Raw genomic sequence first — 23225 nt, forward strand, 5'->3', positions numbered from 1 at the left:
ATCCAGGCAGTGTTGCCATAAAAGAAAAGCCCCCGTTGCCGGAGGCTTCAAGTTCAATTGGTGCGGCGTATAGGATTCCGCGTATCCGCTTCGCGGATCCGCACCGGCTTCGCCCGCCTGCCGGCGTGCTCGCCCGCGGGCTAAAAACGCTCCGCGTTTTCTTTACGCCCGCGCCTCGACCGAGATTCGAATCCATGGGATACCGCCATAAAAGAAAAGCCCCCGTTGCCGGAGGCTTCAAGTTCAATTGGTGCGGCGTATAGGATTCGAACCTATGACGTTCTGATTCGTAGTCAGACCCTCTATCCAGCTGAGGTAACGCCGCAGCGCAAGACATATAAAACCACTTTAGCTTATTGGAGTCAAGCACAATCTCAAACTTTTTTGTGAAACGCAGTTTTGTCATGCTGCTCCGCACATACCGACGTTCCCCGTACGATCGATTGGCTTTTCGATCACGTCAAACTTAGCATCAAGTTCCCTCAGGAGCGATCTCACCCGCTGGGCACAGTCATAATCGGCAAACGAGATGCTCAGCATGCGCGCGACCTGGTTGGAAGTCCCAACTCCATAGAAGTGCTCCAGCGCCACAAGCCCCTCGTGCGTCACAAAGGTCTCGACCACATGCGGCGACTCCTCAAAGCACCATTGGGTCAACGGGCCCTCGCTCGCCTGCCGAACCACCAGGCCACCCATGCCAGACGGCTCACACGTTACAAGCAGGTACTCCCCGCCCTCGTCGCTCTCAAACAAAACCACCCGATCATCAAACAACTCCATCGCGTCCCCTTTCTCTCGCTCTTATTTAGCAAAAGCATAGCAGGTAGATGGCTGTATACAGAACAGTTGTTCGTGTGTTTTCTATTGAGCTGTCCGCACGGCATGGTATGGACCTGCGCACGAAATAGGGCGCCCCCGAAGGAGCGCCCTTGCATATCCCCTATGCAGCCAACTTACGCGACCGGCTCGATCTTCTCGAGACCGCCCATGTAAGGACGCAGGACCTCGGGGATCGTGATGGTGCCGTCGGCGTTCTGGTAGTTCTCCAGAATGGCGGCCATGGTGCGGCCGGCCGGCAGGCCGGAACCGTTGAGAGTGTGCAGGTAGCGCGAACCCTTGAAGTTCTCGGGGTCGCGATACTTGATGTTGGCGCGGCGAGCCTGGAAGTCACCGCAGTTGGAGCAGGAGCTGATCTCCTTGTAGGCGTTGTAGCTCGGCAGCCAGACCTCGACGTCGTAGGTCTGACGGGCAGAGAAGCCCAAGTCGCCGGTGCACAGGCTAATCACGCGATACGGAAGGCCCAGCTGCTGCAGCAGGTACTCGGCCTCGGCGGTCATGCTCTCGAGCTCCTCGTCGGACTCCTCCGGCTTAGCGAACTTGACCATCTCGACCTTGTCGAACTCGTGCTGACGGATGATGCCGCGGGTGTCGCGACCGGCGGAACCGGCCTCCTCGCGGAAGCAGGGGGTGAAGGCGGTGTAGCGGCGCGGCAGGGTGTCGGCGTCGAGGACCTCGCCGGCGTGCAGGTTGGTGAGCACGACCTCGGCGGTGGGGATCAGGAAGTTGTCACCCGAGACGTGGTAGGCGTCGTCCTCGAACTTGGGCAGCTGGCCCGTGCCGAACATGGTCTGACGCTTGACGACGATGGGCGGCCACCACTCCTTAAAACCACGGCTGGTGTGCGTATCGAGGAAGAAGTTGATGAGGGCGCGCTCCAGGCGGGCGCCGGCGCCACCGAGAACGGTAAAGCGGCTGCCGGAGAGCTTGTTGCCACGCTCGAAGTCGAGGATGTCCAGATCGGTGCCCAGATCCCAGTGCGGCTTAAAGTCGAAGTCGAACTCGCGCGGGGTGCCCCAGCGGCGACGCTCGATGTTCTCGTCCTCGTCCTTACCGTACGGGGTGGCATCGCACGGAATGTTGGGCAGGTGAGCCATGAAGCCGTACTGCTCCTGCTCGAGAGCGGTGCGGCGCTCGGCCAGACCGTCAATCTTCTCGTTGACGGCGCGCACGGCCTCCTTGGCGGCCTCGGCCTCGTCCTTCTTGCCCTCCTTCATCAGGGCGCCAATCTTCTTGGACTCGGCGTTACGCGTGGCCTGGAGCTCCTCGACCTCGGTGATGACGGCACGGCGCTCGTCGTCGAGTTCAAAGAACTTCTCGCGATCCCAAGACGTCTGGCGATTTGCCATGGCGGTATCGATGGCATCGGGGTTCTCGCGAACAAACTTGATATCAAGCATTAGATCCTCCGGCGATATACATTCCATTTAGGTTGCAACCTTGTACATGTATGGGCAAGTATATACTTATGAGCGTTTACGACCCAACCCAACTACGCAAGAAGGCACCCAATGGACGCAGTTTTTTCCTTTTTGTTTGGCACCCGCACCGGTTTTGCCATCCTTTTCGCCGGCGGCATCCTACTGTTTGCGATTCTTGCCTTTGTAATGGAGAAGCGCACCCATAAGATGTATGTCGACCGTGGCCCCAAGTCCGAGGACGAAGAAGACGGCTTCTGGGACTAGCCTGCCAAAAAGAGACAGGCTTATTTTGGTCGGTTTTATCTGGGCAAACGCAAGCGCCCCGCAACTGGAATTGAGCCAGTTGCGGGGCGCTTTTCGTACATGCAACAAAACCGCAGGAAAAACCTGCCAAAATAAACCTGTCCCTAAATGGCGGGTTTTACTGGAGGGTGGCGTCGATGGCCTTGACCAGGGCGCTGCGCATGCCGGCGTCCTCGAGCGCGACGACGCCCTTGATGGTGGCACCACCGGGCGAGCATACGGCATCCTTCATCGCCGCAGGATGCTGCCCCGTTGCAAGCTGCAGCTTTGCCGTGCCCAGCACCATCTGGCTCACAATGCGATAGGCATCGGCGCGCGGGATACCGTGCTTGACGGCCGCGTCGCCCAGGGCCTCGATCGCCATGGCGACAAATGCCGGTGCGCAACCGCCCACCGTGCCGCCCACAAACAGCAGGCTCGTGTCGAGCTCGACGACAGTGCCAAGCTTACCGAGCAGGTCGAGCACCACGGCACGCTGCTCGCCGTTGAGCGTAGAGGACTTCTCGCAGGCGATGACGCCCTCGCCCACCGAAACCGGCGTGTTGGGCACCGTCGAGATATGCGCGACACCCGGCAGGACCTGCTCCCACTTGGCGCTATCCCAAGTCCAGGCGACCGAAAGGACAACCTTGTCGGCTAGAGCGTCCTTGAGCGGAGCGAAGACCTTCTCGATCATGTACGGCTTGACCGCAGCAACCACGATATCGGATGCAGCGACAACCTCCGCCGCATCACGACAGGCAACCATCCCACGCGTCTCACAACGCTCAACCAAGGCGTCGTAGTGGCCCGCGCAGGCGCACATATCGCTCGCAGCCACACCGGCAGCGATCCAGCCATCGGCCATAGCGCTCGCCATATTGCCAAAACCGACAAATCCAATCTTCATATCTCATAGTCCTCTCAGACACGCTCTTCAAAACGAAGGCTATTGTCCCACGGCATTGTTTCGTATTGCCGACCTATTTGTGATACGGCTCGCCACGGCTAATCTTGCAGGCGCGGTAAATTTGCTCCAGCAGCACCACGCGCGCCAAGTTATGCGGCAAGGTAATGCGTCCAAAGCTGAGCATCTCGTCGGCTCGTGCGCGCACGTCATCGCTCACGCCGTCCGATCCGCCAATCACAAAGGCGATGTCGCTGTTACCACGCAGCATAAGATCATCGAGCCGCGCCGAAAGCTCCTCGCTCGAGCGCTCTTTGCCCTCAATGGCAAGCAGGATCACATGCGCTCGAGGCGGCAGGGCTGCAAGTATCGCCGCCCCCTCCTTGTCGCGCGCGGCATCCACGCCGCCCGCCTTAGCCGGGTCGATATCAGCCACCTCGCGGACATCCACCTTGGCATAGGCGCCCAGGCGCTTGGTGTACTCGGCGCACGCGTCCTTCCAAAAGCGCTCCTTGAGCTTACCGACGCAAACGACGGTGTATTTCACGCGCGTCTACTCCTTCGAATCGTTTTGAACTTTGCCGGCGGCCAGCATCTGCTCGAACATCGAGGCCGACTGCGAAAAGTCGCTCGGCAGCACGACCGTCGAGGTTTTACCCGTGCGAGCGAACTCCGTCATCATCTCGGACCACTGCGTAAACATGAACAGTTGGTTGGCCTCGTCATTGCCGACACCCGTCTCCTGGATGATCTCGAGCGAATCTTTGATACCCAGCGCGATGGCCTTGCGCTGGTTGGCGATGCCCTCGCCCGCCTTTTCCATAGCCTCAGCCTCGGCGGTCGCCTCGGTGACGCGCTTGATGCGGTCTGCCTCAGCGAGCTCCTGTGCCGCAGCGCGCTTGCGCTGGGCGGCGTTGATGTCGTTCATGGAGTTCTCAACCTCGGTCGGCAGTGCGATTTTGGTGATGAGCGTCGACACGAGGGTGAAGCCGTAGGCGGCCATCTGCTCGGAAACGGTAGCGTTGACATCCTTGGCGATGTCGTCCTTCTTGGCAAAGACCTCATCGAGTGTGTAGACGGGAATCGAAGAGCGCAGGGCGTCGGTGATGAAGTCACGCATCTGGTCGACGGGCTCCTGCAGCATATAGTAGCTCTTGTAGATGCCCGAATCTGCCGGGCCGGCGCCCATGTCATAGCTCACGTGGTACTGAGCAGAGACCTCAAGGCCGATGGTCACGTTGTCCTGGGTCTTAACGTCGATGCCAAAACCGTTTTTCATGGTTCGCAGACTCACCGTGGCGGCCTTGCGGTCGATCACGGGCACCTTCATGTGGAAGCCCGCGTTGACGATGCGGTTAAACTTGCCCAGACGCTCGATGATCACGGCATGCTGCTGTTCAACGACGTAGCAGGCGTTGGGAAGCAGCAGCAACAGAATGATGATGGGAATCAAAAGGCTGGTAAGGGCAGCGATGATACCGGACAACAGCATGGTCTCTCCTCTGATAGGCACACGTTGGCATTAGGATACCCGCACGAAGCAGCTGTGTGACACCAACAAGAGGACCCGTGGTCAAAAAAGGCCAAATATGAGTACTGTTACCAGTTTAGTAACAGCGTATTTGGGTCAAAATCGCCTCGTTGAACCCGAGGTCTATCGAAATTACTTCATTTTGTCTCAAGGTTGAGCCAAATTAGCGTACATCTGTTGCGCAAAATGAGCAAAAATAGCTTCATGAAATGTCTCTATTTTCATGTCAGTACTCATATTTGCCACTTTTTGACCACAGGGACATCTACCGCGCGAAATCGATATGTCAAATCTGCCAAAACGGCCCATAACAAAAAAGCTCCCATTGCTGGGAGCTCTTTCAATCAATGGTGCGGGCGAAAGGACTTGAACCTTCATGGGGTTGCCCCCATACGGACCTGAACCGTACGCGTCTGCCAATTCCGCCACGCCCGCGTGCAGGAATTAGAATAACGGAGCGCCACCACGAACGCAAGAACTATTTTTGAAAAAGTTTGCAGGCATTCTCCCAAGCGGCTTGCGCGATTGTTTCGGCGTCCTCACCAGTGCGATCGACACGGTCGTTAACCAGCGCGTTTGCCGTAATGGAGATCATTGCGGGCTCGCATTCAAGACCGCGGATGGGCTCCGGAGCCATATACGGGCAATCCGTCTCGAACAAAATTCGATCGAGTGGGGTTGCCGCAAATGTCTCGCGCACGTCGTCGTTGCGCTTGAAGGTGGCCGCACCACCATAGGCGATATAGCAGCCCAGCTCCACAAAGCGCTCCATCGTGGCGCGGTCCTCGCCAAAGCAGTGCAGCACACAACCGGCCTGGGGCACGCCCACCTCACGAAGCACGTTGTAGGCGTCCACGTGCGAGGTGCGCTCCTGGTCCGTGTCCTCGTGACGCAGATGTAGCTCCACCGGCACGTTACGGCACACGGCAAGCTCGAGCTGGCGCGCCATGCAGTCAATCTGCACGTTATGGGGTGCCGGCGCGATATCGTCGTCATAGTCCATGTGGTAGTCCAGGCCGATTTCGCCAATACCGGCGCATAAGGGATCATCGAGTGCGGCAACGACCTGTGCGTGAACGTCGTCGGCATAGTCCGGCGCGCCATACGGATGCACGCCGGCAAGATACTTGATCTGCGGGATATCCTGCATCGGCAGAATCTCGCGCGTCAGCCAGTCGCTATAGTCCGTCACGCTGCGTTTATCAGCGATGGGGTCGAACATCGTCACCAACAGGTCGACGCCCGCCGCCTTGGCACGCACGAGCGTCTCAGGCACATCCTTGCCCCAGAACGAAAGCAGATGCGCATGCGTGTCGGCAAGCGGTGCCAAGGGCACGGGACAAGCAACCGTCTTCTTTTTCTTGGTAAACGTCACACGTTCGGCATTAGGCATCATGGATTAGCTCCTGGGCCAGACGGACAAAGTCAGCAACATCAAGCGTCTCGGCGCGCGTGGTGGGTGCAATACCGCAAGCCTCAAAGGCAGCATCGAGCACGTCCTTGGCAAAGCCGTTGGCGCTCATGGAATTGCGGATGGTCTTGCGACGCTGAGCAAATGCAGCATCAATCACGCGGGCCACAAATTCGCGATCGAACCCCTCGGGCACCACGCCGTCAACACGGTCGATACGCACGACGGCCGAGTCCACGTGCGGCGCCGGCATAAAGCAACGCGGCGGCACCTCAAAGCGACCCGTCACCTGCGCGTACAGGCCGAGTTTTGCCGTGTAGCCGCCATAGGTCTTGTTACCGGGCGTTGCGGCAATGCGATCGGCAACCTCCTTTTGCACCATGACGACGGCACGCTTGAGCGCCGGCATCGTCTGGAAGAACTGAAGGATGATCGTCGCCGCCACGTTGTAGGGCAGATTCGCGACAAACACCGTCGGCGTACCGCCCGCAACCTGCTCAATCTGCTCCGGGCCCACCTTGAGCGCATCGCCCATGATAAAGCGGAAGTTGGCATAGTCGGCGGCGTGGGCGTCAAGCACCGGCTCAAGCTCGGGATCGGCCTCGATCGACGTAACGCACGCCGCCTCCTGCAGCAACGCAAGTGTCAACGTGCCGCAACCCGGACCCACCTCGAGTACGCGCTCGTCACCTGCAAGCTCGGCAAGCTCGCAGATACGCTCGATCACATGATTGTCGATTAGAAAGTTCTGGCCCAGGCGATGCTTAGTCGCAAGGCCAAACTCCTCTAGCAGCTCCCTGGTGGCCGTGGGGTTTGCCAAAGGCGAAGTTGTCATGGTTGCCTCCTTAGCATGATGGCGGCGTCTTGAAACAAAAGGGCATGGACCGTGGCGGCCATGCCCTTACAGCTAAACAACAAATTGCCGATATGGCGCTCGCGCGGTCTCTACGCCAGACGCGGGAACAGCGGATCGCCCTTCTCGACGGGCTGACCACCAGCAAGCAGGCCCCAAGCGCAAATGCCCTTGAGGTCGTCGCTCGCGGCCTCGTCCTCGCAGGACAGGCGGCGCAGAGCCTCGGCAGAAGTCTGGGGCATGAGCGGCATCAGCAGGTGAGCGGCAATGCGGATGGCCTCGAGCAGGTTGTAGATCACAAACGCCAGCTCGTCAGCCTTGGCCTCGTCCTTGGCAAGTGCCCAAGGCTCGGAGTCCTCGATGTAGTGGTTGGCGGCGTGGATGAGCTCCATGACCTCATCCTTGGCTCCGCCGTAATCGAGCACGTCCATCTTGGCCATGTAGCGGTCGACCAGGCCATCGGCGATCTTTGCCAGCGGGTTGTCAAACGCGTCGAACGATGCGGGCTTGGCGGGCGCGCAACCGTCAAAATACTTGCCGCTCATGTTGAGCGAACGCGAAATGAGGTTGCCCCAGCTGTTGGCCAGGTCGGCGTTGTAGACCTGCTCCATGCGGTCGAAGCTGATGGCACCGTCGGTGCCGGGGACGACGTCGGTCATAAAGTAGTAGCGATAGCCCTCGACGCCCAGCATGTCGATAACGTCCTGCGGAGCGATGGCGTTGCCGCGGCTCTTGGACATCTTCTCGGCCTTGCCGGTCTCGGCATTGCGCACGGTCAGGAAGCCGTGGGCAAAGACGTGCTCGGGCAGGGCCTCGCCGATGGCCATGAGCATGGCGGGCCAAATGACGCAGTGGAAGCGGATGATGTCCTTACCCACGATGTGGAACTGCGCGGGCCAGCGATAGGCCAGCTCGGCACGCGCGTCGTCGGTGTCGACACCGTAGCCAACGGCCGTCATATAGTTGAGCAGAGCATCGAACCACACGTAGGTCACGTGACCCTCGTCAAACGGGACCTGAATGCCCCAGTCAAAGCTCGTACGGCTCACGGAAAGGTCGTTGAGGCCGCCCTCGACAAAGCTGCGAACCTCGTTCATGCGGAACGCAGGCTCGACAAAGTCGGGATGCTCGTCATAGAGCTTAAGCAGCTTGTCCTGGAAGGCGGAAAGCTTAAAGAAGTAGGACTCCTCCTGCACGCGCTCAAGCGGACGGTGGCAGTCGGGGCACAGGTGCTGGCCGACGCTGCCGTACTCCTCGTCGCCCTTCTGGACCTGCGTATCGGTAAAGTAGGTCTCGTCAGGCACGCAATACCAGCCGTCGTAGCTGCCCTTATACAGGTAGCCGGACTCCTTCATGCGCTCCCACAGGTACTGCACGGCATGGTGCTGGCGCGGCTCGGTGGTGCGGATGAAGTCATCATTGGAAATCTCGAGCTTGCTCCAAAGCTCCTTGAAGTGCGGAGCCTGGCTATCGGTCCACTCCTGCGGCGTCATGTTGTGCTTGGCCGCGGCCTCGGCGACCTTCTCGCCGTGCTCGTCCATGCCGGTCAGGAACTTGACGTTATAGCCGGCGGAACGGCGATAGCGAGCCTGAACGTCGGCGATGATGGTGGAATAAGCCGTGCCCAGGTGCGGATCGGCGTTGACGTAGTAGATGGGCGTCGTGATAAAGAACGAAGGCTTGCTTTGATCCATGGGGTTTGTCCTCCAGAAAAACGTTGCATACAGAGGATGATTCTAGCGCAAGGGCTGGATATCCTCCATCTATTGCATATCGAGCACCATGGCATAGACATCGCGCTTGCGGCGCGAATACTTCTGAGACAGGCGCTTGGCCACCGCAGACGCGGGCTCCCCCTCCTCGAGCGCGGCGCGGATATCCGCGCGCAGGGCCTCGTCGGGATCCGCTGCCGCGGCGCCAACCGGCGCGACACCGGCCTCCTCATCCTCGCTCGGCGGCGCGATGACCAGCGCAATCTCGCCCTTTACCTCGCCGCGAGCACGCAGCTCCTCGGCAAGCTGGGCAGCGGGCCCGCGCAAGACCTCCTCGTGCAGCTTGGTGAGTTCGCGGCAGACGGCAACCTCACGCTGGGGAAAGACCTCCGCCACGGCCTCGAGCGTCGCCACGATGCGATGTGGAGACTCGTAGAAGATGAGTGCGCCGGGCACCACGGCAAGGCGCTGTAAACGGCGCACGCGGTCGCCGTGCTTTCGGCCCAAAAAGCCCTCGAAGAAAAAATGCTCGCAGGGAATGCCGGACGAAACGAGCGCCGTGACGCAAGCAGAGGGCCCGGGAATAACTTCAACGGGCACATCGGCCTCACGCGCCGCCTCGACCAGCGCCTGTCCGGGATCGGACACACTCGGCATGCCGGCGTCCGAGGCAAAAGCGAGGGTCTCCCCCGCCAGCAGACGGTCGACCAGGCCGGCGGCGCGGCTGGCGATCACATTCTCATCGCAACGGACAAGCGGCTTGGAAATGCCCAGATGCATCAGCAGCTTTGACGTCACACGCGTGTCTTCGCAGCAAATGACATCGGCGGCGGCAAACGCCTCGCCAACGCGCGGGGACAGGTCGCCCAGGTTGCCGATGGGCGTGCCGACCACATAGAGTTTGCCCGTATGGGCGCTGTTTTGCGTCATATCAACCTATTCAATCATGCCACGCTCGAGCGTACCGAGCGCCGCGCGGGCGTCCCATGCTGCAATGCGCTTCTCGGTCTTCCACGTTTGGAAGAACCAACCGGCAGCCGGTGCAAACGAAGCCAGTTGGTTGGCGATAAACACGCGCTCGTAGGCATTGCGGCCCTCGGGCGTAACCGACGAGTTGGCAAAGATCGCCGCGCCCGACCATTCGCCCACCAGCACGGGGAACCCAGTCGAAATCGCTTCTTTGAGCTCGCGCTTGTTACGAGAAATCGCCGTCGTCAGCCCGCGGGGGCTCGTGATGTCGAGCGCATGCTCGTCGCGGTAATGGTACAGGTGAAGGTCCATGTAGACGTTCTTGTACTTGGCGCCGCGCATAAAATGCTTCCACTCGCTGGGATGCCCCGACGACGAGAAGACGACGATCTTATCCTCGGGCATATACGAACGGACGAGCTCGTAGGCATCGCGATAGAAATTGCGCAGGTAGTGAGCAGGAATGCCATCCGTCATGGTGAAGAGGCTCTTGCGGACACTCATCTGCGGCGTATCCAGCAGCTCAATGCCCAGCAGGCTCTCGGCCTCGCCGTAGCGATCAGCCAAGCGCTCGAGCACGTCGAGTGCGACATGACGGCCGTTAGTGGACGAATGCCACTCGGCAACAGCCTCTGGCGTGGCGGGCGAATCGTTGGAATCGCCCTGGCCACCGGGCACAGTTGCTAGATCAAGCAGCACGCGGATGTCGTACTTGGCAGCCCACTCAATTGCACGGTCGATGTAGTCGACAACCGAGATGTAGGACGCATCGGACTCCTGCGAGCCAAAGGCATACCAGGGCACCGGCAGACGCACGGCATTGAGACCGATCTGCGCCATGCGACGGAAATCGTCCTCGCTCACAAACGTCTCGTAATGACGGCGCATGCGCTCGTTATAGGCGGCGGTGCCCATGGCCTCCTGCAGCTCGGCCGCGTTGGATGCACCGGTCGCCGCGTATAGCGACGGGGTCACCCAAGGCTCGGGAATAAACCAGCCAGAGAGATTAACGCCGAGTATCCTCTCCATCACTGCCCCCTTTTGAATCATACGGGCTAAGCCCGCATCGCTCTTGCATGACATATCTATCGATTTGAGTATACCCGCGCATGCAGACAGGCGACCGAACGGTCTACAAAGTGGCGCAAAAGTGGGAGGAATGTCTGGGACAGGTGGGCACGAGCTGGTGCGCCGAGATGTGCGCGCACGTCGGAAGTAAGCGCCGGAAAGCGCATCCCGTTTTTCGCAAAAGACTGGGATGCATTTTCCGTTCGAGGCCTCAATCGGAAAATGCATCCCGTTCTGAGCGCGAGATCTGGGACGCAGTTTCCGCCAAAGGCCGCAAAAGGAAAGCACGTCCCATTCTGACGCCGGATTCCGGGTCGCGCTTTCCCAAGCGACATCAAAGCGGAAAACGCATCCCACTCTGAAGCCAAATTCCGGGACGCAATTTCCGCAGAGCCCTCGATAAAAGAAAAGAACCCCTTTGCAGAGGTCCTAGTCAATTCAAGGTGGCGGGGAAGGGAATCGAACCCCTGACACGAGGATTTTCAGTCCTCTGCTCTACCAACTGAGCTACCCAGCCATTTGATGTGTGCCTTGTTTCAAGGCTTGATTAGTATAACCAAGGACGCGTTCCGGTCAACCGAGAATTTTAAAAAAGTTTTTGAGCACAGCCTCGGTTCTATAAATCGGCACGTCAGAGGCATCAGCCGGCAGCAAGAAGTTTTTCACTCAGAGCCGCACGGGCAAACTCACTTGGCGTCATCCCCTCGGCAGCCGCCCGTCGACGAATGGCCTCCTTCATTCCCAGAGGAATCTTGACCGACAGCGTTGCCGTCCCCTCACCTGAGAGCGGGGGCCGTCCACGCACGATTCCACCAACGGTGTGTTCGCCATCCGGAAACTCTCCGCGCTCGTACGACTCACACCACGCGTCAATCATTTCATCCGTTACAACCTGACCATTAGCGGCCGTATACGTCTTGCCCATCATCGACCCCTCTGCCGAGCTCGCTCGATCTCTTGCCAGAATTTCTTCTGAACCGGAGACAGGGCATGAATAATGAGCCATCCACGAATTAGTTCGACCGCAACAAGTTCCACACTTCGACCATCTGGAAGCCATCCAATGGCAAGCCATCTCGGCGGCTCGTCCTCCGACTCGCGGCGAATGCACTCAGTAACCGCGAACCAGGCACCAAGCACCTGCTTTTCCGTCAAGTGTTTTTTTGGCGTTCGGATGGATCTCAACATCCATGCATCTTCTCCTCCATCTTACCCAATTTCGTATGACGAAAGTCCGCTGTCGCCAATTCTTACGCCGGCACTTGTTGGAGGGCGGGAGGTATAGCGAGTATGGAAGGCCGCTCCAGTACTGCCCAGGCGCCTGGGTGGGAGCACGTGCGCCAGGGGCGAACGTTTTCGCAGCAAGCAAGGACATTGCCGTTGCGATCGATAAAGGCGATGTCGATGGGATAGGTCATAAGGCAGGTGTGAACCGAGAAGCAGCGCGGAAACGCCATGACAAACGGCAGTCCGCTGGCGGCAATCGGACGCCGTCCCAGCATGCCGCGCAGACGCACGGTAAACGACTCCGCCACCACAAACTCGGCCGGCGTCCAGCCCAACCTGTTGAGCGCCCGCGCGTAGGCGATATAGGACGAGACCGCGGTCACATGACCACCCCCGGACGCCATGGATCGACCGTCACCGCGCGCTCATGCGTGAGCACGGCCGGCGCCCCCAGCGAAACGCCGGCGATGCTCAGCGAACTCGGCCACGGCTCGTAGTGCATGGTGCAGGTATAGGTCCTAAACGTGCCAGAAAGAGAGAGCAGGCCACCATCCGATGACGCCGCGCCTTGCTCGCTCGAGACCTCAACCTGTAGGTCATATCTCTCCATGGCATCCTGAATCTGAGCTTGAACGGTCGCGGAAGCGTCAATGGAGCTCTCGTCACCCTCCCCGCCCGGCGCCACGGCGTGCGCCAGCACGATGTCGGGCACCACGCGGTCGAAGCGCGCGACCGCGCCGGCAAAGATCATAACGTTGTACGCGACGAGAGCCAGCACGAGCAGGACAGGCGTGACCACGGCCATCTCGACCGTCGCCTGGGCACGCTCCTCGCGCAAGCCCGCGCGAATGCCCATTACGACCCACCGCCAAAAGCTCCCACCAGCGTGGCAACATCGACAGTGAGCGGGATGGAGCCGCCTCCCGGCAGCGGGATCTCCGCAAGCGTGAACACCGCGCCGCTGATGGTGCGCTCGACGTGATATTCCAAGGCCTCGCAAAGTGCCTTGGGGTCAGTCACGCCCAAGGGGATTTTTCGCAGGGTATTTTGAGTTTTGGAGATGCCCGCGATATCGGACCCCGGACTTTTGATGACATTGGCGGTATCGGTCAGCACCGGTTTTCGCAGACGTAAATCGCATGGTTCGAGTCCCAGCGCCGCCACGGAGGACGAGACGGTGTCACCGAGCCAGGACGCGATGGAACCCAACGCGCCGCCACCCCCTCCCAAGCCACCGATCAGCTCTCCCATAAGCTCGTCGGCCGCACCCTGGATGTCTCCGTACCCCACAAGCAGGCGGCCCCAAACATCCATAACGCCATCGAGCACGCCGGCAACGCCGCCCGAACGCTCCTCCAGCGTCGAGAAAAACCGCGAGAGAACGTTATTCTGTGCCGTCGCATCATCGGGCGCCAGCACTGCAGCAGAAATTGCACCACGATCGCCAAGCTCAACTGCCGTGTTAAACGAAGAGTTGAGCTCGTCGGGACTCGTGACATCGCCCGAGACCGCAAAGGCGACCACGCCGTTGCGACCGGGCGGGGCGATGCGCGGACGCTCACCGGATAGTTCTTTGATGGCGGTATCGAACGCATTGCCCGCACGGTCGGCTTCGTCCTCGGTCTGACGCTCGAGCTCAAGCTCCTTGTTGCGACAGTCGACGTAGTCCTCCAGGGCGTCTTTAAACTTGTCAAAGTGATACTCGAAGCCGTTTTCGATAGAGGTTGAAGGCGCCGCAACAGCACCAAGCGACGAAACGCCAAAATGGCATTTGCTGCATTTATCTTGCCCATCGTAATCGGCAACCGAAGCAAATCCGCTCGGCGTTCCTTTCTTATAGCTAGGGCAGGTCGTCCCGTAATGCAGATACGCCTTGCCATCGTTCACGCTCGTCGGCCACACCGCATCGGTATAGAGTTCCGTCGCCCGAACCTCATCAGAGTTGCGCGGCAGCAGCGGAATATAGGAGGAAACCCTGTCTCCGTTCTCGGTTATATATGCCCGATCGACTTCCGCGCTCGCATAGGTATAAAACGCCTTACGCGCCGCAGACTCTGCCTTCATCTCGACACTCGAGCCTTGGGGCTTCTCATTTGCCAGACGCCGATGGTAGTAGTCCTTCGAGCGATCAAGAGCAACTTGAGGCTCCCACGTAATGCTCGATGAGTAATGCGGATTATGAACACCGGAGAGATCCGTTAGGCTTTTTGCGCGCTCCCACATACACGAACAGCTGCCGACCGAACCTTTATCCGATCCACCGCAATCCGCTAGCCAGGCGCGCTCTTTGGCCTTCGCCGTCTCCTCCGATGCTTTTTGTAGCTCCTCGGCCGCGCGCTCCAGATCTTCCGACGCATCTTTAATGGCATCGGTCGAGATTTCGGATCCTTCGAGCGCAACAAAATCCGACTCGGATGTCCTGGGCACGGCAAGCGCCGTACCGGTATAGGTCACGCCGTCGGTATCCTGCGCCGATACTGCCTGCATGGCACGCGCGGCAACCAGGTACGGCAAGGCGGTCTCAATCTTTTGCAGGCCCTTTGCCGCGCTTTTGGCAAACTTGTTACGCGTTTTAATGATCTGGGTTCCCGTATCGATGATATCGCTACCGACAACCTCGGCGCCTGGAATGAGAATGGCAACCAAGCCGGTGCCGATCGTGGCAAACCCCGCCAGGCCCAAACTCAAAATGCTCGCATCCACCACCGTGGCGGCTGTGTGATAGGACGACACCACGTTGGCACCCGCCAGCGCGCCGCTATCGGCCGCCACCTGGGTGTCCCCCGCGCGCGACATGCTCCATATCGCCGCGGTCGACGAAAACAACAACGTGAGCACCACTAGGATGACCACGGCAGAAGAAAGCGTGGTGTAGGCACCGTCTTCGATAAACAGGTCGATACCGGCGCGGCCCATAAAGCCGCCTCGCTTGCGATGGCAGCTCGGACGGCGCGTCAAAACGCGTCTAGACCAGAAACGCTTAATCCCATGCAGCAATCCACGAATCATAATCTCCCTCCAGCCATTCGGGACGTGATTGATACGAGACATCGACCTTGAGCTCAACGTAGCCACCCTCGGCGGTACCACCCATAGCCTGCGCAAACGCACCGATCACAGGCAACGGCTTGACCTCGCCGGAAACGGACACGGACGAGACGCCACCCGCATCGGCCCGGCTAAGCTCAATATCCCACGACAACGGCCCGCCGGCATGAAAGATCGAAACGTTGGGCACTGCGGCAAGCCGGCGGCGGGTGAACTCCTTAAGATCGTCGTCCTCCGCCGTCGTCGTGATCATGAGCCGCGCGGTCTCGGCGGCGGCAGACTCCATGACCGCGCGCGTATAAAGCAGGCACACCGGTTGCAGTGCGAGAAGGATGAGCGTCAGAAACGTCGGCAGCAAAAAAGCGGCCTCGACCGTAGACTGCGCCCAGTCCTCGCGCGCGATATCAATACAACGCGATGTCCTTAGCGCCCGCAGCGGCGTCGATAACCGACGTCGAGGCAACGCCATGGGATGCCGCCCGCTCAACCAGCGCCGCCAAGCGTCCATCGGTGCCAGCACGCCAAAGTCCCACAATCGCCAGCACGATCGATAACAGCGCCACCGTGACGATGGCGTATTCCACAGTCGCTTGGGCAGATTCCTCGCGCAGGACGTCATGCATTTCACGACCCCTCCTTTGAGTTCGATGCCTGCGGGCTCAGGCGGATCACGCGCAGGCGGCACGAGGCATCGCCGGCATCCGCGGCAACCGTCACCATATCGACCCAGCCGCGCCCATCGCGCACGATGGCGCCCCATACGTTGCCCTTAATATCAAGATAGCCGCTCAGGGCGAGCTGGGCCGTTGGCACCTCGCGGTAGGCGCGTAACATATCCGCCGCTGCCTCGGTCATCGGTCGGTCCTCAGACCATGCAAGCCGGACCGTAATCGCGTTGTCCTCAGGCGAATCCGTCGCAGTGCCAGACCGCTTGTCGAGCGTCCGCAGAAAGGTTTGCGCCGTGACAGCGACATCCGAATCGTCCGCATCTCGCATCTCATCTTTTTGAGACGCCACCGCCGAATCTGAGCCCGAATCGAAGGCGGCCCCAGGACGCTGCTGTCGCGCAACGCCCAGTCCCCAAAGCGTCACCGCTATTGCCACGAGCAAACAGGCGAGCACCAGCGGCGAACCAACAGGACGCCTGCCTCCTACAGGCTGTTGATGCCGTCTTTGATCGCGTTCCATAGTTCTTCGACTTTGCTCTTAAACGCGACGATGGCGATAATCGCGATCACTACGAGCACGCCGACCAAGATGGCGTATTCGGTAGTGCCCTGTGCGCTCTCCTCCCGCAACAGCGCCTTGGCACGCTGGCGAGCGCGGATTGTCCGGCAAAAAGCCCAGCTCCAAGCCTTGCCCGCAATGTCGGTCATCGTGTTCATGTATTCCTCCCTACATCATCCCGCCTGCTCCCAGCAGCGGGCCCAATATGGACAGAAGCAACGCCGGCAAGATAAGCGTGCCGGTGGGAATCAGCAACTTGACCGGTGCGCGCTCGATCTCGCGCTCGACTGCGGCGCGATGGGCCGCACGGATCTCGCGACTTTGAGCAGCCAACGTCTCGGCCAGCGGAGCGCCCAGGGCAAGCGCCTGCCCCACCGTGATGGCAAAGGTCTCGAGCGCCCTCACGTCCAAATCACGCGCGGCGGCCAACAGCTCGGCCTCGCGCGTCCCCACGCCCACCTGCCACGCCATGCAAGCTCGTTCAAGACGGACGGCCAGCACCGACCGACGGTTGGCACAGAAAATCTCGAGCGCCGCGTCAAACGAAAGGCCGGCAGAAAGCCCCAGGCGCACCACGTCGATCATCTCGGACACCTCACCGAGCGACACCCGCGCCGGCCCGCCCGCCCCAATCGCGCCCTTCATTCGCGCGGTCAGGGCATCAATCACCGAGCAGCCCGCAGCAATGACCAGTACCGCCTCACGCTTGCACGTCTCTGCAATCTTGCGAGCATCCGCACGCTCCAAACCCGTCGCGGCAAATACGCTCAGGGCACACAGACAAGCCGCGACCCCGACCAGGGCGCTCATAACTCCACCCGCATAATGCGCCGGATAACTACCAGGGCAACGACGTTGAGGGCAAGTCCCAGCACCACGGCGCCCGCACCAGCCGGCGTCGCAAGACCGCGGCGAAAGTCCGCCGAAAGCAAAGCCAGTACCGCGCACATGCCCGCCGGCATCGCCGCGACCATGTGTGCCGACATACGCGCCTGTGACGTCTTAACGTCCAGACGGCGTTTGAGCTCAATGCGCTCACCCACCATGCCCGACGCCTCGGACAGCAAGCCGGCAAGCGGAGCCCCGGTACGCTGCGATACTTTGAGCGCCAAGGTGACAAGCGAAAGGCCGGGGGCATCGATGCGAACGAGTAGGTCATCAAGTGCGTCGGTCGCCGAGATACCGCAATCGATTGCCGCCGCCACCCGCAAAAACTCGGTATGCACCGGCTCTTGCGCATGGGCGCCCACAAAGCGCATGCCCTGTGCCAGCGAATGCCCCGAGGCAAGCGACATGGATAACGCTGTGAATGCCTCGGGCATGGCCTCTTCTACATCATGCTGTTCGCGTCGGCGATCGAAGGTGTCACGCGCGGCACCCACGCCAAACGGCACCACCAGCCCCAAGACAAAGCCGATGGGCGACAACGACGCAACGGCCAGCAAAACGCTGCAGACACCGCTCGACAGCAGCAGAAATGCCAGACGAGCCGCGTTATCCTCAATAGCAAGCCCAAGGCGATCTGCGGGGATCAGCGACACCCACGAGCGGGCAATCTTTGTCAGCAGGTCGTTTTCCGCCAACTCACGCGGCAGCTTCTCCGCCATCGATTCGAGCGTCTGGCGCGCCAGCTCCGCCGGCGGCATCCGCGGCACACGAGGCTCTGCCCCACACGCCGTCGCGACAGAAAGCCCCGCCAAACCCCCTACGACGAGGGGCATAGCGATCTCCATTCGTCCACCTCCTCTTGCGTGAGCGTTCCCGACCGTAAGCCCTCCGCAATAAACGGCGGCTCGCGGTCGAGCGTCCAGGTGCGCTCGGCGGCATCGAACGTCACGTAGCGCTCGAGCTCAACACCGCCCGACGCGCCGCGGTGAACCCCCGAATATGAGGCCACAAAGCGCCTGCCATCTGCATGGCGCTCGGACATCACGATGCCGTCGAGCGCCATGGCGATCTGCTCTTCGATAAGCTCACTCGGCAAATCGATGCCGTAGCGCGCAAGCAGCGTCAGGCGAACCACGGTCTCCTGCTCGGTACCCGCATGGAGCGTGGTGAGCGAGCCGTCGTGGCCCGTGTTCATGGCCTGCAGCATGTCGCAGCACTCGGCACCGCGCACCTCGCCCACGACGATGCGGTCGGGGCGCATACGCAAAGCATTGGTCACCAGGTCGCGAATCGTCACCGCACCCTCGCCCTCGATTGACGCCTCACGCGCCTCCAGACGAACAACGTGTGGGTGATGTGCAAACTTGAGCTCGGCGGAATCCTCGATCGTCACGATGCGCTCGCCGGTGGAAATCTCGCACGACAGCGCGTTGAGCAGCGTGGTCTTGCCCGACCCCGTGCCTCCCGCAACCGCCAAGTCCTGCCGCAACGACACCGCGCACGACAGCAGCTGCGCATACCAAAGCGGCAGTGACCCCAACCCCACAAGCTCGTCCAACGAACAGATACGGTCCGAGAACTTACGGATGGTGAGGATTGGTCCGTCGATCGCCACGGGTGGAATCACCGCGTTGACGCGATAACCCGTCTTGAGGCGAGCGTTGACGATGGGGCTACGCTCGTCGACACGACGGCCAAGCGGCGAGATGATGCGGTCGATGAGCACGCGGATCTGCTCGTCGTCCTCAAACGCGTGCTCGATGGGATGCAAAACGCCGCTGCGCTCAAAAAAGGCAGAGCGACAGCCGTTGATCATGATTTCGGTAACGGTGTCGTCCTCGATGAGCGGCTGCAGCGGTCCCAGGCCCACCACGTCATCTAGGATCTCGTCGACGATGATCTCACGCTCAGGCGTCGCCAAGTCGGTCGGCTCTTCCACGTTGAGTGCCGCTTCCACCGCCGGACGTAGCTCAGAGCGGGCAAGGGCCGAATCGACGTAGGCGCTGATGCGCGCCACCTCGTCGTAGCCCATGCGGTCCATCACCGCACGCTTGGTGCGGCGTTTAACGGCACGGTGGCGTCCCGCATCAACGGGAGCAGCCGCGGCGGCCGCGCCAGCGGCTTTAATCCTCGTCTGCAGACTCATCGCGAATCACCCTCACGCGACCAGGGAAGACGGATGCGCGGGCGCTCGGTGCGGGTCGCGCGGTCGGCGACCATATCGCTCCAGGAACCGACGGCGCAGCCCAGCTCCACGAGCATCTCGCGCGTGGCCTCGCGCACGCTGGTCGCAAAAGCGCTCGTCTGACCCACTGCCTCGTCGGCGCGACCGAATGCCATGAGCGCGGCCAAATCCTGACCGCCATCGGCGATGCGGATCTTGGAGCTCAGTGCGCAGGCAATCTCGAAGCGCATGGCGACGTCCTCGTCGGCACCGCGCGCACCAAACCGGTTGAATACGGCGCTCATACGCGTGCGTGGCACGCCCACACGGCTCGCCAGCTCAATGACGCGCGAAGCGGATGTCGCGGACGATACCGCCGCATCGCCTACGACCAGGCAACGGTCGCTCGCCGCTACCGCGGCGGCCACGGCATCACCCCAAAAGACCGAGGTGTCGACAAAGACCACGTCGGATTCGCGGCGCAAAACATCGAGCAATAGCTCCACCGGAGGTGCCATGAGCTCGGCCTTCTCGGGGGCCGCGACAGGTCCCCAGAGCGTGACGCCCGGGGCGACGCGCATCGATGCGGCCACGATATCCGGCTCGGCAAGTGCGCCCGCCGCCGACGGCTCGATAAGCATCGCCATATCGTGCGGGGCATCGACACCCAGTAGATCGTATAGGTTTCCAAACATGAGGTCCAAGTCGAGCACAGCGGCACGCAAACCCAACAGCGACGCCGCATGCGCCATGGTGGCAACGATCGTCGACTTGCCGCAACCGCCCGATCCCGAAACGGCGCAGACGATCGGTGCCCGACGCGACGGAATCGAAGCGTCCGCCGACAGCGCGGGGGCTGACGGTGCAGGAACCGGCGACACGGACGCGGGCGATAACATCCCCGTCTCCCCCGCCGCGGTCACGCGCTGAGCCCAAGCCGGCATGGCAGGCTGCCCGGGCTGCGGTTCCGAAGCCAAAGACGCAGCGGCACACGCCTCGCCAGCCCCGGCAAAACCCTCGACCTCGTCGAGCTCATCGGCCAGATTTACGCCGTGCACGTATCCCATATCCTCAGCCAGAACGTCATCGCCATACGGTACCGGCCCTCCAGCGTCATCGTATGCAAGGGGGTCCCGGGGGCGCCGACCATGCTCGGCTTCCGCTTTTCCATATTCATCAACACGCGGGCCTCTTGTAGCGCGAGGCGCCCCGGATTCCCTATCAACAAAAGCATCGGGCTCAATCGTCATGCGCCGATCGGAATCAACCGTTCCCTCGCCCGCGCGCCCGTTGCCGCACAAACTGTGCGCAGCGATGACCTCGGTCGCCCCTGCGCGAAACAGCCCTTCGATATCCGACGGGTCGAGCGTCTCGATCAACACGACGACACGACTCACACGGCCCTCGGCCGTCAGGCGCGCAACGGTCTTCCGCACGTCTTCGGTATCGAACAGAGACGCCGCGATGATGGCGGCACCGCGGCGCGACGGAAACGCCCGCGCCATGGATACCAGCCCGTCCAGGTCGCCCACGCGAAGCACCTGCGCGCCCACATCGCGACCCTCGACTTCCTGCTGTAGCAGCCCGTAATCGCCGCACGCGCAGCACGCAAGCCAGATCGCCTTCATCACTCGTCGCCTCCGCTCTTTTTGCCGCGCGCCGTGGCGGGAATCGTCAAGCTGACCGTTCCCTTTCCCGAGGCTCCCAGCAATTCCTTGACATCTTCGGGGTCTGCCGCCAGTGTCACCCACTCGATCTTGCCTTCACGCGTGGTGCCGGCATCTTCGCTGGTATCGATCACGTACGCGCCGCACAAACGATCGGTCACGCCATCTTTTTGCACGTACACGTCCACATAACTGCCCACGCCCGTGGCACCACCGACCGAGTGCTCGGCATCGACCGCCACCGAAACGGCAACCTTGCCTTTAGGCACCTCGAGCTTGTGGCTCTCGGCCTTGGTGTAGACATTGCAAATCACGGCGTTTTTAGGAATGCGCGAGGTCGTCACGTCGCCGCGCACCTGACGCAGCTCGGTCGCCGCATCACGCGGCAACAGACTGGCCAACCATTCCTGAGTTATGACATTAGTCTCGTCGAGAGTCTCGCCCGCATCGATATCGCGCGCCGCGACGCACACCTCAACGCGGTCGCCGCCGTATTTTGCCAAAGTCTCGGCCTGGACCTGCTCGGCTTGCGAGCGGATCGACGAGCCGTAGACCATGCAGAGCGCCGCGGCAAGCACGCCCGCGACCAGACTGATGGTGATGCGCTTGCTCTTGTTCACGGCCGCTCCTCTCATGGCGGTGCCGGGCAAATGCCCGTACCACCATTGTCTGGGCGACCAGGGCGCAAAGCGGCGCAATCGCGATCTTGGTTTTACGTGTCAAACCAATTGCTGACCAAAAGCTGACCAGCGCGTCAAGCTCGTGGCATGGTTTTGGTCAGAACGTCGGCAAAACGCATATTTCGAGACGCTTTGGCAGCAAAAAAGCCGCCTCCCAAGCAGTTGGGAGGCGGCTGTCATAGGAAAAATCAATTACAGATGAACATCGGGATCGAGCATTTGGGCACTCACGCGCATGGATGACGCCAGGTTTTGGAACGTCTCCAGACGCAGGCTGTCGATCTGCCCCGCGTCCTCGGCCTCGCGAACGGCGCAACCCGGCTCGTGAGTGTGCGTGCAATCGCCAAACCGGCACGCACGCGACGCCTCGACGATCTCGGGGAAGGCACGCGCCAACCCTCGTTCGTGGCCCACAAGCGGCAGGCTGCGCAGGCCCGGAGCATCGGCGATCACGCCGGCGTCGCCCGGCAGTGCCACCATCACGCGCGCAACCGTAGTGTGGCGGCCCTGGTCATCACGCTCGCGCACGCCGCCAGTGGCCAGCGCATCGTGGCCCAGTAGCGCGTTGAGCAGCGTCGACTTGCCGGCGCCCGACTCGCCCAAGATCATGGCACAGCTCCCAGCCGGCACGCAGGCGCGCACCTCGTCCAGGCCGAGGCCCTCGGCAGAAGACGTCACGATCACGCGCACGTCCGGACCCACCAGACGGCGCACGCGGTCCAGATCGCGCTCGAGCTCATCGGCCTCGCAGCGGTCGGCCTTGGTGAGCACCACCACTGGCTCGGCATCGCAATCGAGCGCCAACACCAGTGAGCGCGCCACGCGATCGAGCAGCACCTCGCCGGCGCCGAGCGCCTGCACGATCAGCACGCTGTCAACGTTGGAGCAGAGCACCTGGCGCTCACCGCGGGCACGGCCACGCCAACGCTCAAAGCTCGTTCGGCGCGGCAGTACGCACTCGATCACACCCATGTCGTGCCCGGGAGCACGGCGAACCGCTACGCGGTCGCCCACGGCGGGCAGCAAGACCTCGTCCTCGCCACGCGACTTGGCAAACCCTACGGCATGCTCGGCACGAAACGTGTCATCGGCAGTCACCACCAGCGGAAACCCGCGGTCCAGGCGCACCACAGCACCGAGCTGCATCTGCTCGGGCTCCTCGGCCTGCGCGCAAAAGTCATCAAATGCAGCCTGCTGAGCCGCATCGACCGGCAGGTCATCGAACGCCGGAACATCCTGCAGCGCATCAAGCCCCGGCACGCTTGCCAGCAACTCCTCAGCAGATGCAGGGGCTTCGGTCGCGAGCTTCCGACGACGATCGCGCTTAGCCCGC

At 61.2% G+C, this 23225-nt stretch carries 25 protein-coding genes and 3 tRNA genes; 1 reads left to right on the forward strand and 27 read right to left on the reverse strand.

What is annotated here, in order from left to right:
* Positions 1–248 precede the first annotated feature (248 nt).
* From FGQ67_RS01600 to serS, 3 genes are all read right to left on the reverse strand, one after another.
* Positions 249–325: transfer RNA gene (locus FGQ67_RS01600), tRNA-Arg, on the reverse strand.
* A 77-nt stretch (positions 326–402) separates the two neighbouring features.
* Entirely contained in the window at positions 403–780 is a 378-nt protein-coding gene (locus FGQ67_RS01605; protein WP_099432632.1) for a hypothetical protein, read from the reverse strand.
* Positions 781–953: 173 nt separating this feature from the next.
* On the reverse strand, positions 954–2237 hold the full coding sequence (gene serS, locus FGQ67_RS01610; protein WP_138339722.1) for a serine--tRNA ligase: 1284 nt from the start codon (positions 2235–2237) through the stop codon (positions 954–956).
* A 111-nt stretch (positions 2238–2348) separates the two neighbouring features.
* Between serS and FGQ67_RS10025 the strand changes: the two genes are divergently transcribed.
* Positions 2349–2522: a DUF6724 family protein gene (locus FGQ67_RS10025; RefSeq protein WP_171025133.1), complete on the forward strand. Its 174-nt coding sequence runs from the start codon at positions 2349–2351 to the stop codon at positions 2520–2522.
* Positions 2523–2679: 157 nt separating this feature from the next.
* Here FGQ67_RS10025 and proC read toward each other — a convergent pair whose 3' ends face one another.
* From proC to rsgA, 24 genes are all read right to left on the reverse strand, one after another.
* A complete protein-coding gene (gene proC / locus FGQ67_RS01615; RefSeq protein ID WP_138339723.1) occupies positions 2680–3450 on the reverse strand; it encodes a pyrroline-5-carboxylate reductase in 771 nt (256 codons plus the stop codon).
* A 73-nt stretch (positions 3451–3523) separates the two neighbouring features.
* Positions 3524–3994 carry a 23S rRNA (pseudouridine(1915)-N(3))-methyltransferase RlmH gene (rlmH, locus tag FGQ67_RS01620; protein WP_138339724.1) on the reverse strand — a complete coding sequence of 157 codons (471 nt, stop codon included), beginning with the start codon at positions 3992–3994 and terminating at the stop codon, positions 3524–3526.
* 6 nt (positions 3995–4000) lie between these two features.
* A complete protein-coding gene (locus FGQ67_RS01625; protein ID WP_117746891.1) occupies positions 4001–4939 on the reverse strand; it encodes an SPFH domain-containing protein in 939 nt (312 codons plus the stop codon).
* A 387-nt stretch (positions 4940–5326) separates the two neighbouring features.
* A tRNA-Leu gene (locus tag FGQ67_RS01630) sits at positions 5327–5413 on the reverse strand.
* A gap of 43 nt (positions 5414–5456) precedes the next feature.
* Positions 5457–6374 (reverse strand): TatD family hydrolase, encoded by a 918-nt coding sequence (locus tag FGQ67_RS01635; protein WP_138339725.1) that lies wholly within the window; start codon positions 6372–6374, stop codon positions 5457–5459.
* Positions 6364–7224: a 16S rRNA (adenine(1518)-N(6)/adenine(1519)-N(6))-dimethyltransferase RsmA gene (gene rsmA / locus FGQ67_RS01640; RefSeq protein WP_138339726.1), complete on the reverse strand. Its 861-nt coding sequence runs from the start codon at positions 7222–7224 to the stop codon at positions 6364–6366. The genes FGQ67_RS01635 and rsmA overlap by 11 nt, the downstream gene beginning before the upstream one ends.
* Positions 7225–7334: 110 nt before the next feature.
* A complete protein-coding gene (gene metG / locus FGQ67_RS01645) occupies positions 7335–8936 on the reverse strand; it encodes a methionine--tRNA ligase (RefSeq protein ID WP_138339727.1) in 1602 nt (533 codons plus the stop codon).
* Positions 8937–9005: 69 nt separating this feature from the next.
* On the reverse strand, positions 9006–9884 hold the full coding sequence (rsmI, locus tag FGQ67_RS01650) for a 16S rRNA (cytidine(1402)-2'-O)-methyltransferase (protein ID WP_138339728.1): 879 nt from the start codon (positions 9882–9884) through the stop codon (positions 9006–9008).
* A gap of 6 nt (positions 9885–9890) precedes the next feature.
* A complete protein-coding gene (locus tag FGQ67_RS01655) occupies positions 9891–10952 on the reverse strand; it encodes a glycoside hydrolase family 5 protein (RefSeq protein WP_118256686.1) in 1062 nt (353 codons plus the stop codon).
* Positions 10953–11435: 483 nt separating this feature from the next.
* Positions 11436–11508 (reverse strand) — tRNA-Phe (locus FGQ67_RS01660).
* 123 nt (positions 11509–11631) lie between these two features.
* Positions 11632–11919 carry a ribbon-helix-helix domain-containing protein gene (locus tag FGQ67_RS01665; RefSeq protein WP_212745995.1) on the reverse strand — a complete coding sequence of 96 codons (288 nt, stop codon included), beginning with the start codon at positions 11917–11919 and terminating at the stop codon, positions 11632–11634.
* Positions 11920–12241: 322 nt separating this feature from the next.
* Positions 12242–12601: a DUF192 domain-containing protein gene (locus FGQ67_RS01670; protein WP_232512976.1), complete on the reverse strand. Its 360-nt coding sequence runs from the start codon at positions 12599–12601 to the stop codon at positions 12242–12244.
* On the reverse strand, positions 12598–13074 hold the full coding sequence (locus tag FGQ67_RS01675) for a hypothetical protein (protein WP_099432621.1): 477 nt from the start codon (positions 13072–13074) through the stop codon (positions 12598–12600). The genes FGQ67_RS01670 and FGQ67_RS01675 overlap by 4 nt, the downstream gene beginning before the upstream one ends.
* The gene (locus FGQ67_RS01680; RefSeq protein WP_249934351.1) at positions 13074–15227 is read right to left on the reverse strand and encodes a hypothetical protein; all 2154 of its coding nucleotides are present in this window, start codon (positions 15225–15227) and stop codon (positions 13074–13076) included. Before FGQ67_RS01680 ends, FGQ67_RS01675 begins: the two co-directional genes overlap by 1 nt.
* Positions 15199–15735, reverse strand: coding sequence for a TadE/TadG family type IV pilus assembly protein (locus tag FGQ67_RS01685; RefSeq protein WP_138113974.1), 537 nt, complete (start codon positions 15733–15735; stop codon positions 15199–15201). The genes FGQ67_RS01680 and FGQ67_RS01685 overlap by 29 nt, the downstream gene beginning before the upstream one ends.
* Positions 15671–15889, reverse strand: coding sequence for a hypothetical protein (locus tag FGQ67_RS01690; RefSeq protein WP_138113972.1), 219 nt, complete (start codon positions 15887–15889; stop codon positions 15671–15673). The genes FGQ67_RS01685 and FGQ67_RS01690 overlap by 65 nt, the downstream gene beginning before the upstream one ends.
* A gap of 1 nt (position 15890) precedes the next feature.
* A complete protein-coding gene (locus tag FGQ67_RS01695; RefSeq protein ID WP_138113970.1) occupies positions 15891–16121 on the reverse strand; it encodes a hypothetical protein in 231 nt (76 codons plus the stop codon).
* Positions 16122–16417: 296 nt separating this feature from the next.
* Positions 16418–16651 (reverse strand): hypothetical protein, encoded by a 234-nt coding sequence (locus FGQ67_RS01700; RefSeq protein WP_138339729.1) that lies wholly within the window; start codon positions 16649–16651, stop codon positions 16418–16420.
* 10 nt (positions 16652–16661) lie between these two features.
* Positions 16662–17303 (reverse strand): type II secretion system F family protein, encoded by a 642-nt coding sequence (locus FGQ67_RS01705; protein ID WP_138339730.1) that lies wholly within the window; start codon positions 17301–17303, stop codon positions 16662–16664.
* A complete protein-coding gene (locus FGQ67_RS01710; protein ID WP_138339731.1) occupies positions 17300–18226 on the reverse strand; it encodes a type II secretion system F family protein in 927 nt (308 codons plus the stop codon). Before FGQ67_RS01710 ends, FGQ67_RS01705 begins: the two co-directional genes overlap by 4 nt.
* The gene (locus tag FGQ67_RS01715) at positions 18199–19527 is read right to left on the reverse strand and encodes a TadA family conjugal transfer-associated ATPase (protein ID WP_138339732.1); all 1329 of its coding nucleotides are present in this window, start codon (positions 19525–19527) and stop codon (positions 18199–18201) included. The genes FGQ67_RS01710 and FGQ67_RS01715 overlap by 28 nt, the downstream gene beginning before the upstream one ends.
* Positions 19524–21173, reverse strand: coding sequence for a nucleotide-binding protein (locus FGQ67_RS01720; protein WP_138339733.1), 1650 nt, complete (start codon positions 21171–21173; stop codon positions 19524–19526). Before FGQ67_RS01720 ends, FGQ67_RS01715 begins: the two co-directional genes overlap by 4 nt.
* A complete protein-coding gene (gene cpaB, locus FGQ67_RS01725) occupies positions 21173–21832 on the reverse strand; it encodes a Flp pilus assembly protein CpaB (RefSeq protein ID WP_249934352.1) in 660 nt (219 codons plus the stop codon). Before cpaB ends, FGQ67_RS01720 begins: the two co-directional genes overlap by 1 nt.
* 252 nt (positions 21833–22084) lie before the next feature.
* Positions 22085–23038, reverse strand: a complete 954-nt coding sequence (gene rsgA, locus FGQ67_RS01730) for a ribosome small subunit-dependent GTPase A (protein ID WP_171025139.1) — start codon at positions 23036–23038, stop codon at positions 22085–22087.
* Between the last annotated feature and the right edge of the window lie 187 nt (positions 23039–23225).

The sequence above is a fragment of the Collinsella aerofaciens genome (assembly GCF_005845035.1).
Taxonomy (GTDB): Bacteria; Actinomycetota; Coriobacteriia; order Coriobacteriales; family Coriobacteriaceae; genus Collinsella; species Collinsella aerofaciens_I.

What these genes read in the sequence shown, in the direction of transcription:
- FGQ67_RS01605 (WP_099432632.1), bottom strand. Translation starts at nt 780, where the DNA reads ATGGAGTTGTTTGATGATCGGGTGGTTTTGTTTGAGAGCGACGAGGGC.
- serS (WP_138339722.1), bottom strand. Translation starts at nt 2,237, where the DNA reads ATGCTTGATATCAAGTTTGTTCGCGAGAACCCCGATGCCATCGATACC.
- FGQ67_RS10025 (WP_171025133.1), top strand. Translation starts at nt 2,349, where the DNA reads ATGGACGCAGTTTTTTCCTTTTTGTTTGGCACCCGCACCGGTTTTGCC.
- proC (WP_138339723.1), bottom strand. Translation starts at nt 3,450, where the DNA reads ATGAAGATTGGATTTGTCGGTTTTGGCAATATGGCGAGCGCTATGGCC.
- FGQ67_RS01625 (WP_117746891.1), bottom strand. Translation starts at nt 4,939, where the DNA reads ATGCTGTTGTCCGGTATCATCGCTGCCCTTACCAGCCTTTTGATTCCC.
- FGQ67_RS01635 (WP_138339725.1), bottom strand. Translation starts at nt 6,374, where the DNA reads ATGATGCCTAATGCCGAACGTGTGACGTTTACCAAGAAAAAGAAGACG.
- rsmA (WP_138339726.1), bottom strand. Translation starts at nt 7,224, where the DNA reads ATGACAACTTCGCCTTTGGCAAACCCCACGGCCACCAGGGAGCTGCTA.
- metG (WP_138339727.1), bottom strand. Translation starts at nt 8,936, where the DNA reads ATGGATCAAAGCAAGCCTTCGTTCTTTATCACGACGCCCATCTACTAC.
- rsmI (WP_138339728.1), bottom strand. Translation starts at nt 9,884, where the DNA reads ATGACGCAAAACAGCGCCCATACGGGCAAACTCTATGTGGTCGGCACG.
- FGQ67_RS01655 (WP_118256686.1), bottom strand. Translation starts at nt 10,952, where the DNA reads ATGGAGAGGATACTCGGCGTTAATCTCTCTGGCTGGTTTATTCCCGAG.
- FGQ67_RS01665 (WP_212745995.1), bottom strand. Translation starts at nt 11,919, where the DNA reads ATGATGGGCAAGACGTATACGGCCGCTAATGGTCAGGTTGTAACGGAT.
- FGQ67_RS01675 (WP_099432621.1), bottom strand. Translation starts at nt 13,074, where the DNA reads ATGGGCATTCGCGCGGGCTTGCGCGAGGAGCGTGCCCAGGCGACGGTC.
- FGQ67_RS01680 (WP_249934351.1), bottom strand. Translation starts at nt 15,227, where the DNA reads ATGATTCGTGGATTGCTGCATGGGATTAAGCGTTTCTGGTCTAGACGC.
- FGQ67_RS01685 (WP_138113974.1), bottom strand. Translation starts at nt 15,735, where the DNA reads ATGGCGTTGCCTCGACGTCGGTTATCGACGCCGCTGCGGGCGCTAAGG.
- FGQ67_RS01690 (WP_138113972.1), bottom strand. Translation starts at nt 15,889, where the DNA reads ATGCATGACGTCCTGCGCGAGGAATCTGCCCAAGCGACTGTGGAATAC.
- FGQ67_RS01695 (WP_138113970.1), bottom strand. Translation starts at nt 16,121, where the DNA reads ATGACCGAGGCAGCGGCGGATATGTTACGCGCCTACCGCGAGGTGCCA.
- FGQ67_RS01700 (WP_138339729.1), bottom strand. Translation starts at nt 16,651, where the DNA reads ATGAACACGATGACCGACATTGCGGGCAAGGCTTGGAGCTGGGCTTTT.
- FGQ67_RS01705 (WP_138339730.1), bottom strand. Translation starts at nt 17,303, where the DNA reads ATGAGCGCCCTGGTCGGGGTCGCGGCTTGTCTGTGTGCCCTGAGCGTA.
- FGQ67_RS01710 (WP_138339731.1), bottom strand. Translation starts at nt 18,226, where the DNA reads ATGGAGATCGCTATGCCCCTCGTCGTAGGGGGTTTGGCGGGGCTTTCT.
- FGQ67_RS01715 (WP_138339732.1), bottom strand. Translation starts at nt 19,527, where the DNA reads ATGAGTCTGCAGACGAGGATTAAAGCCGCTGGCGCGGCCGCCGCGGCT.
- FGQ67_RS01720 (WP_138339733.1), bottom strand. Translation starts at nt 21,173, where the DNA reads ATGAAGGCGATCTGGCTTGCGTGCTGCGCGTGCGGCGATTACGGGCTG.
- rsgA (WP_171025139.1), bottom strand. Translation starts at nt 23,038, where the DNA reads ATGCAGCTCGGTGCTGTGGTGCGCCTGGACCGCGGGTTTCCGCTGGTG.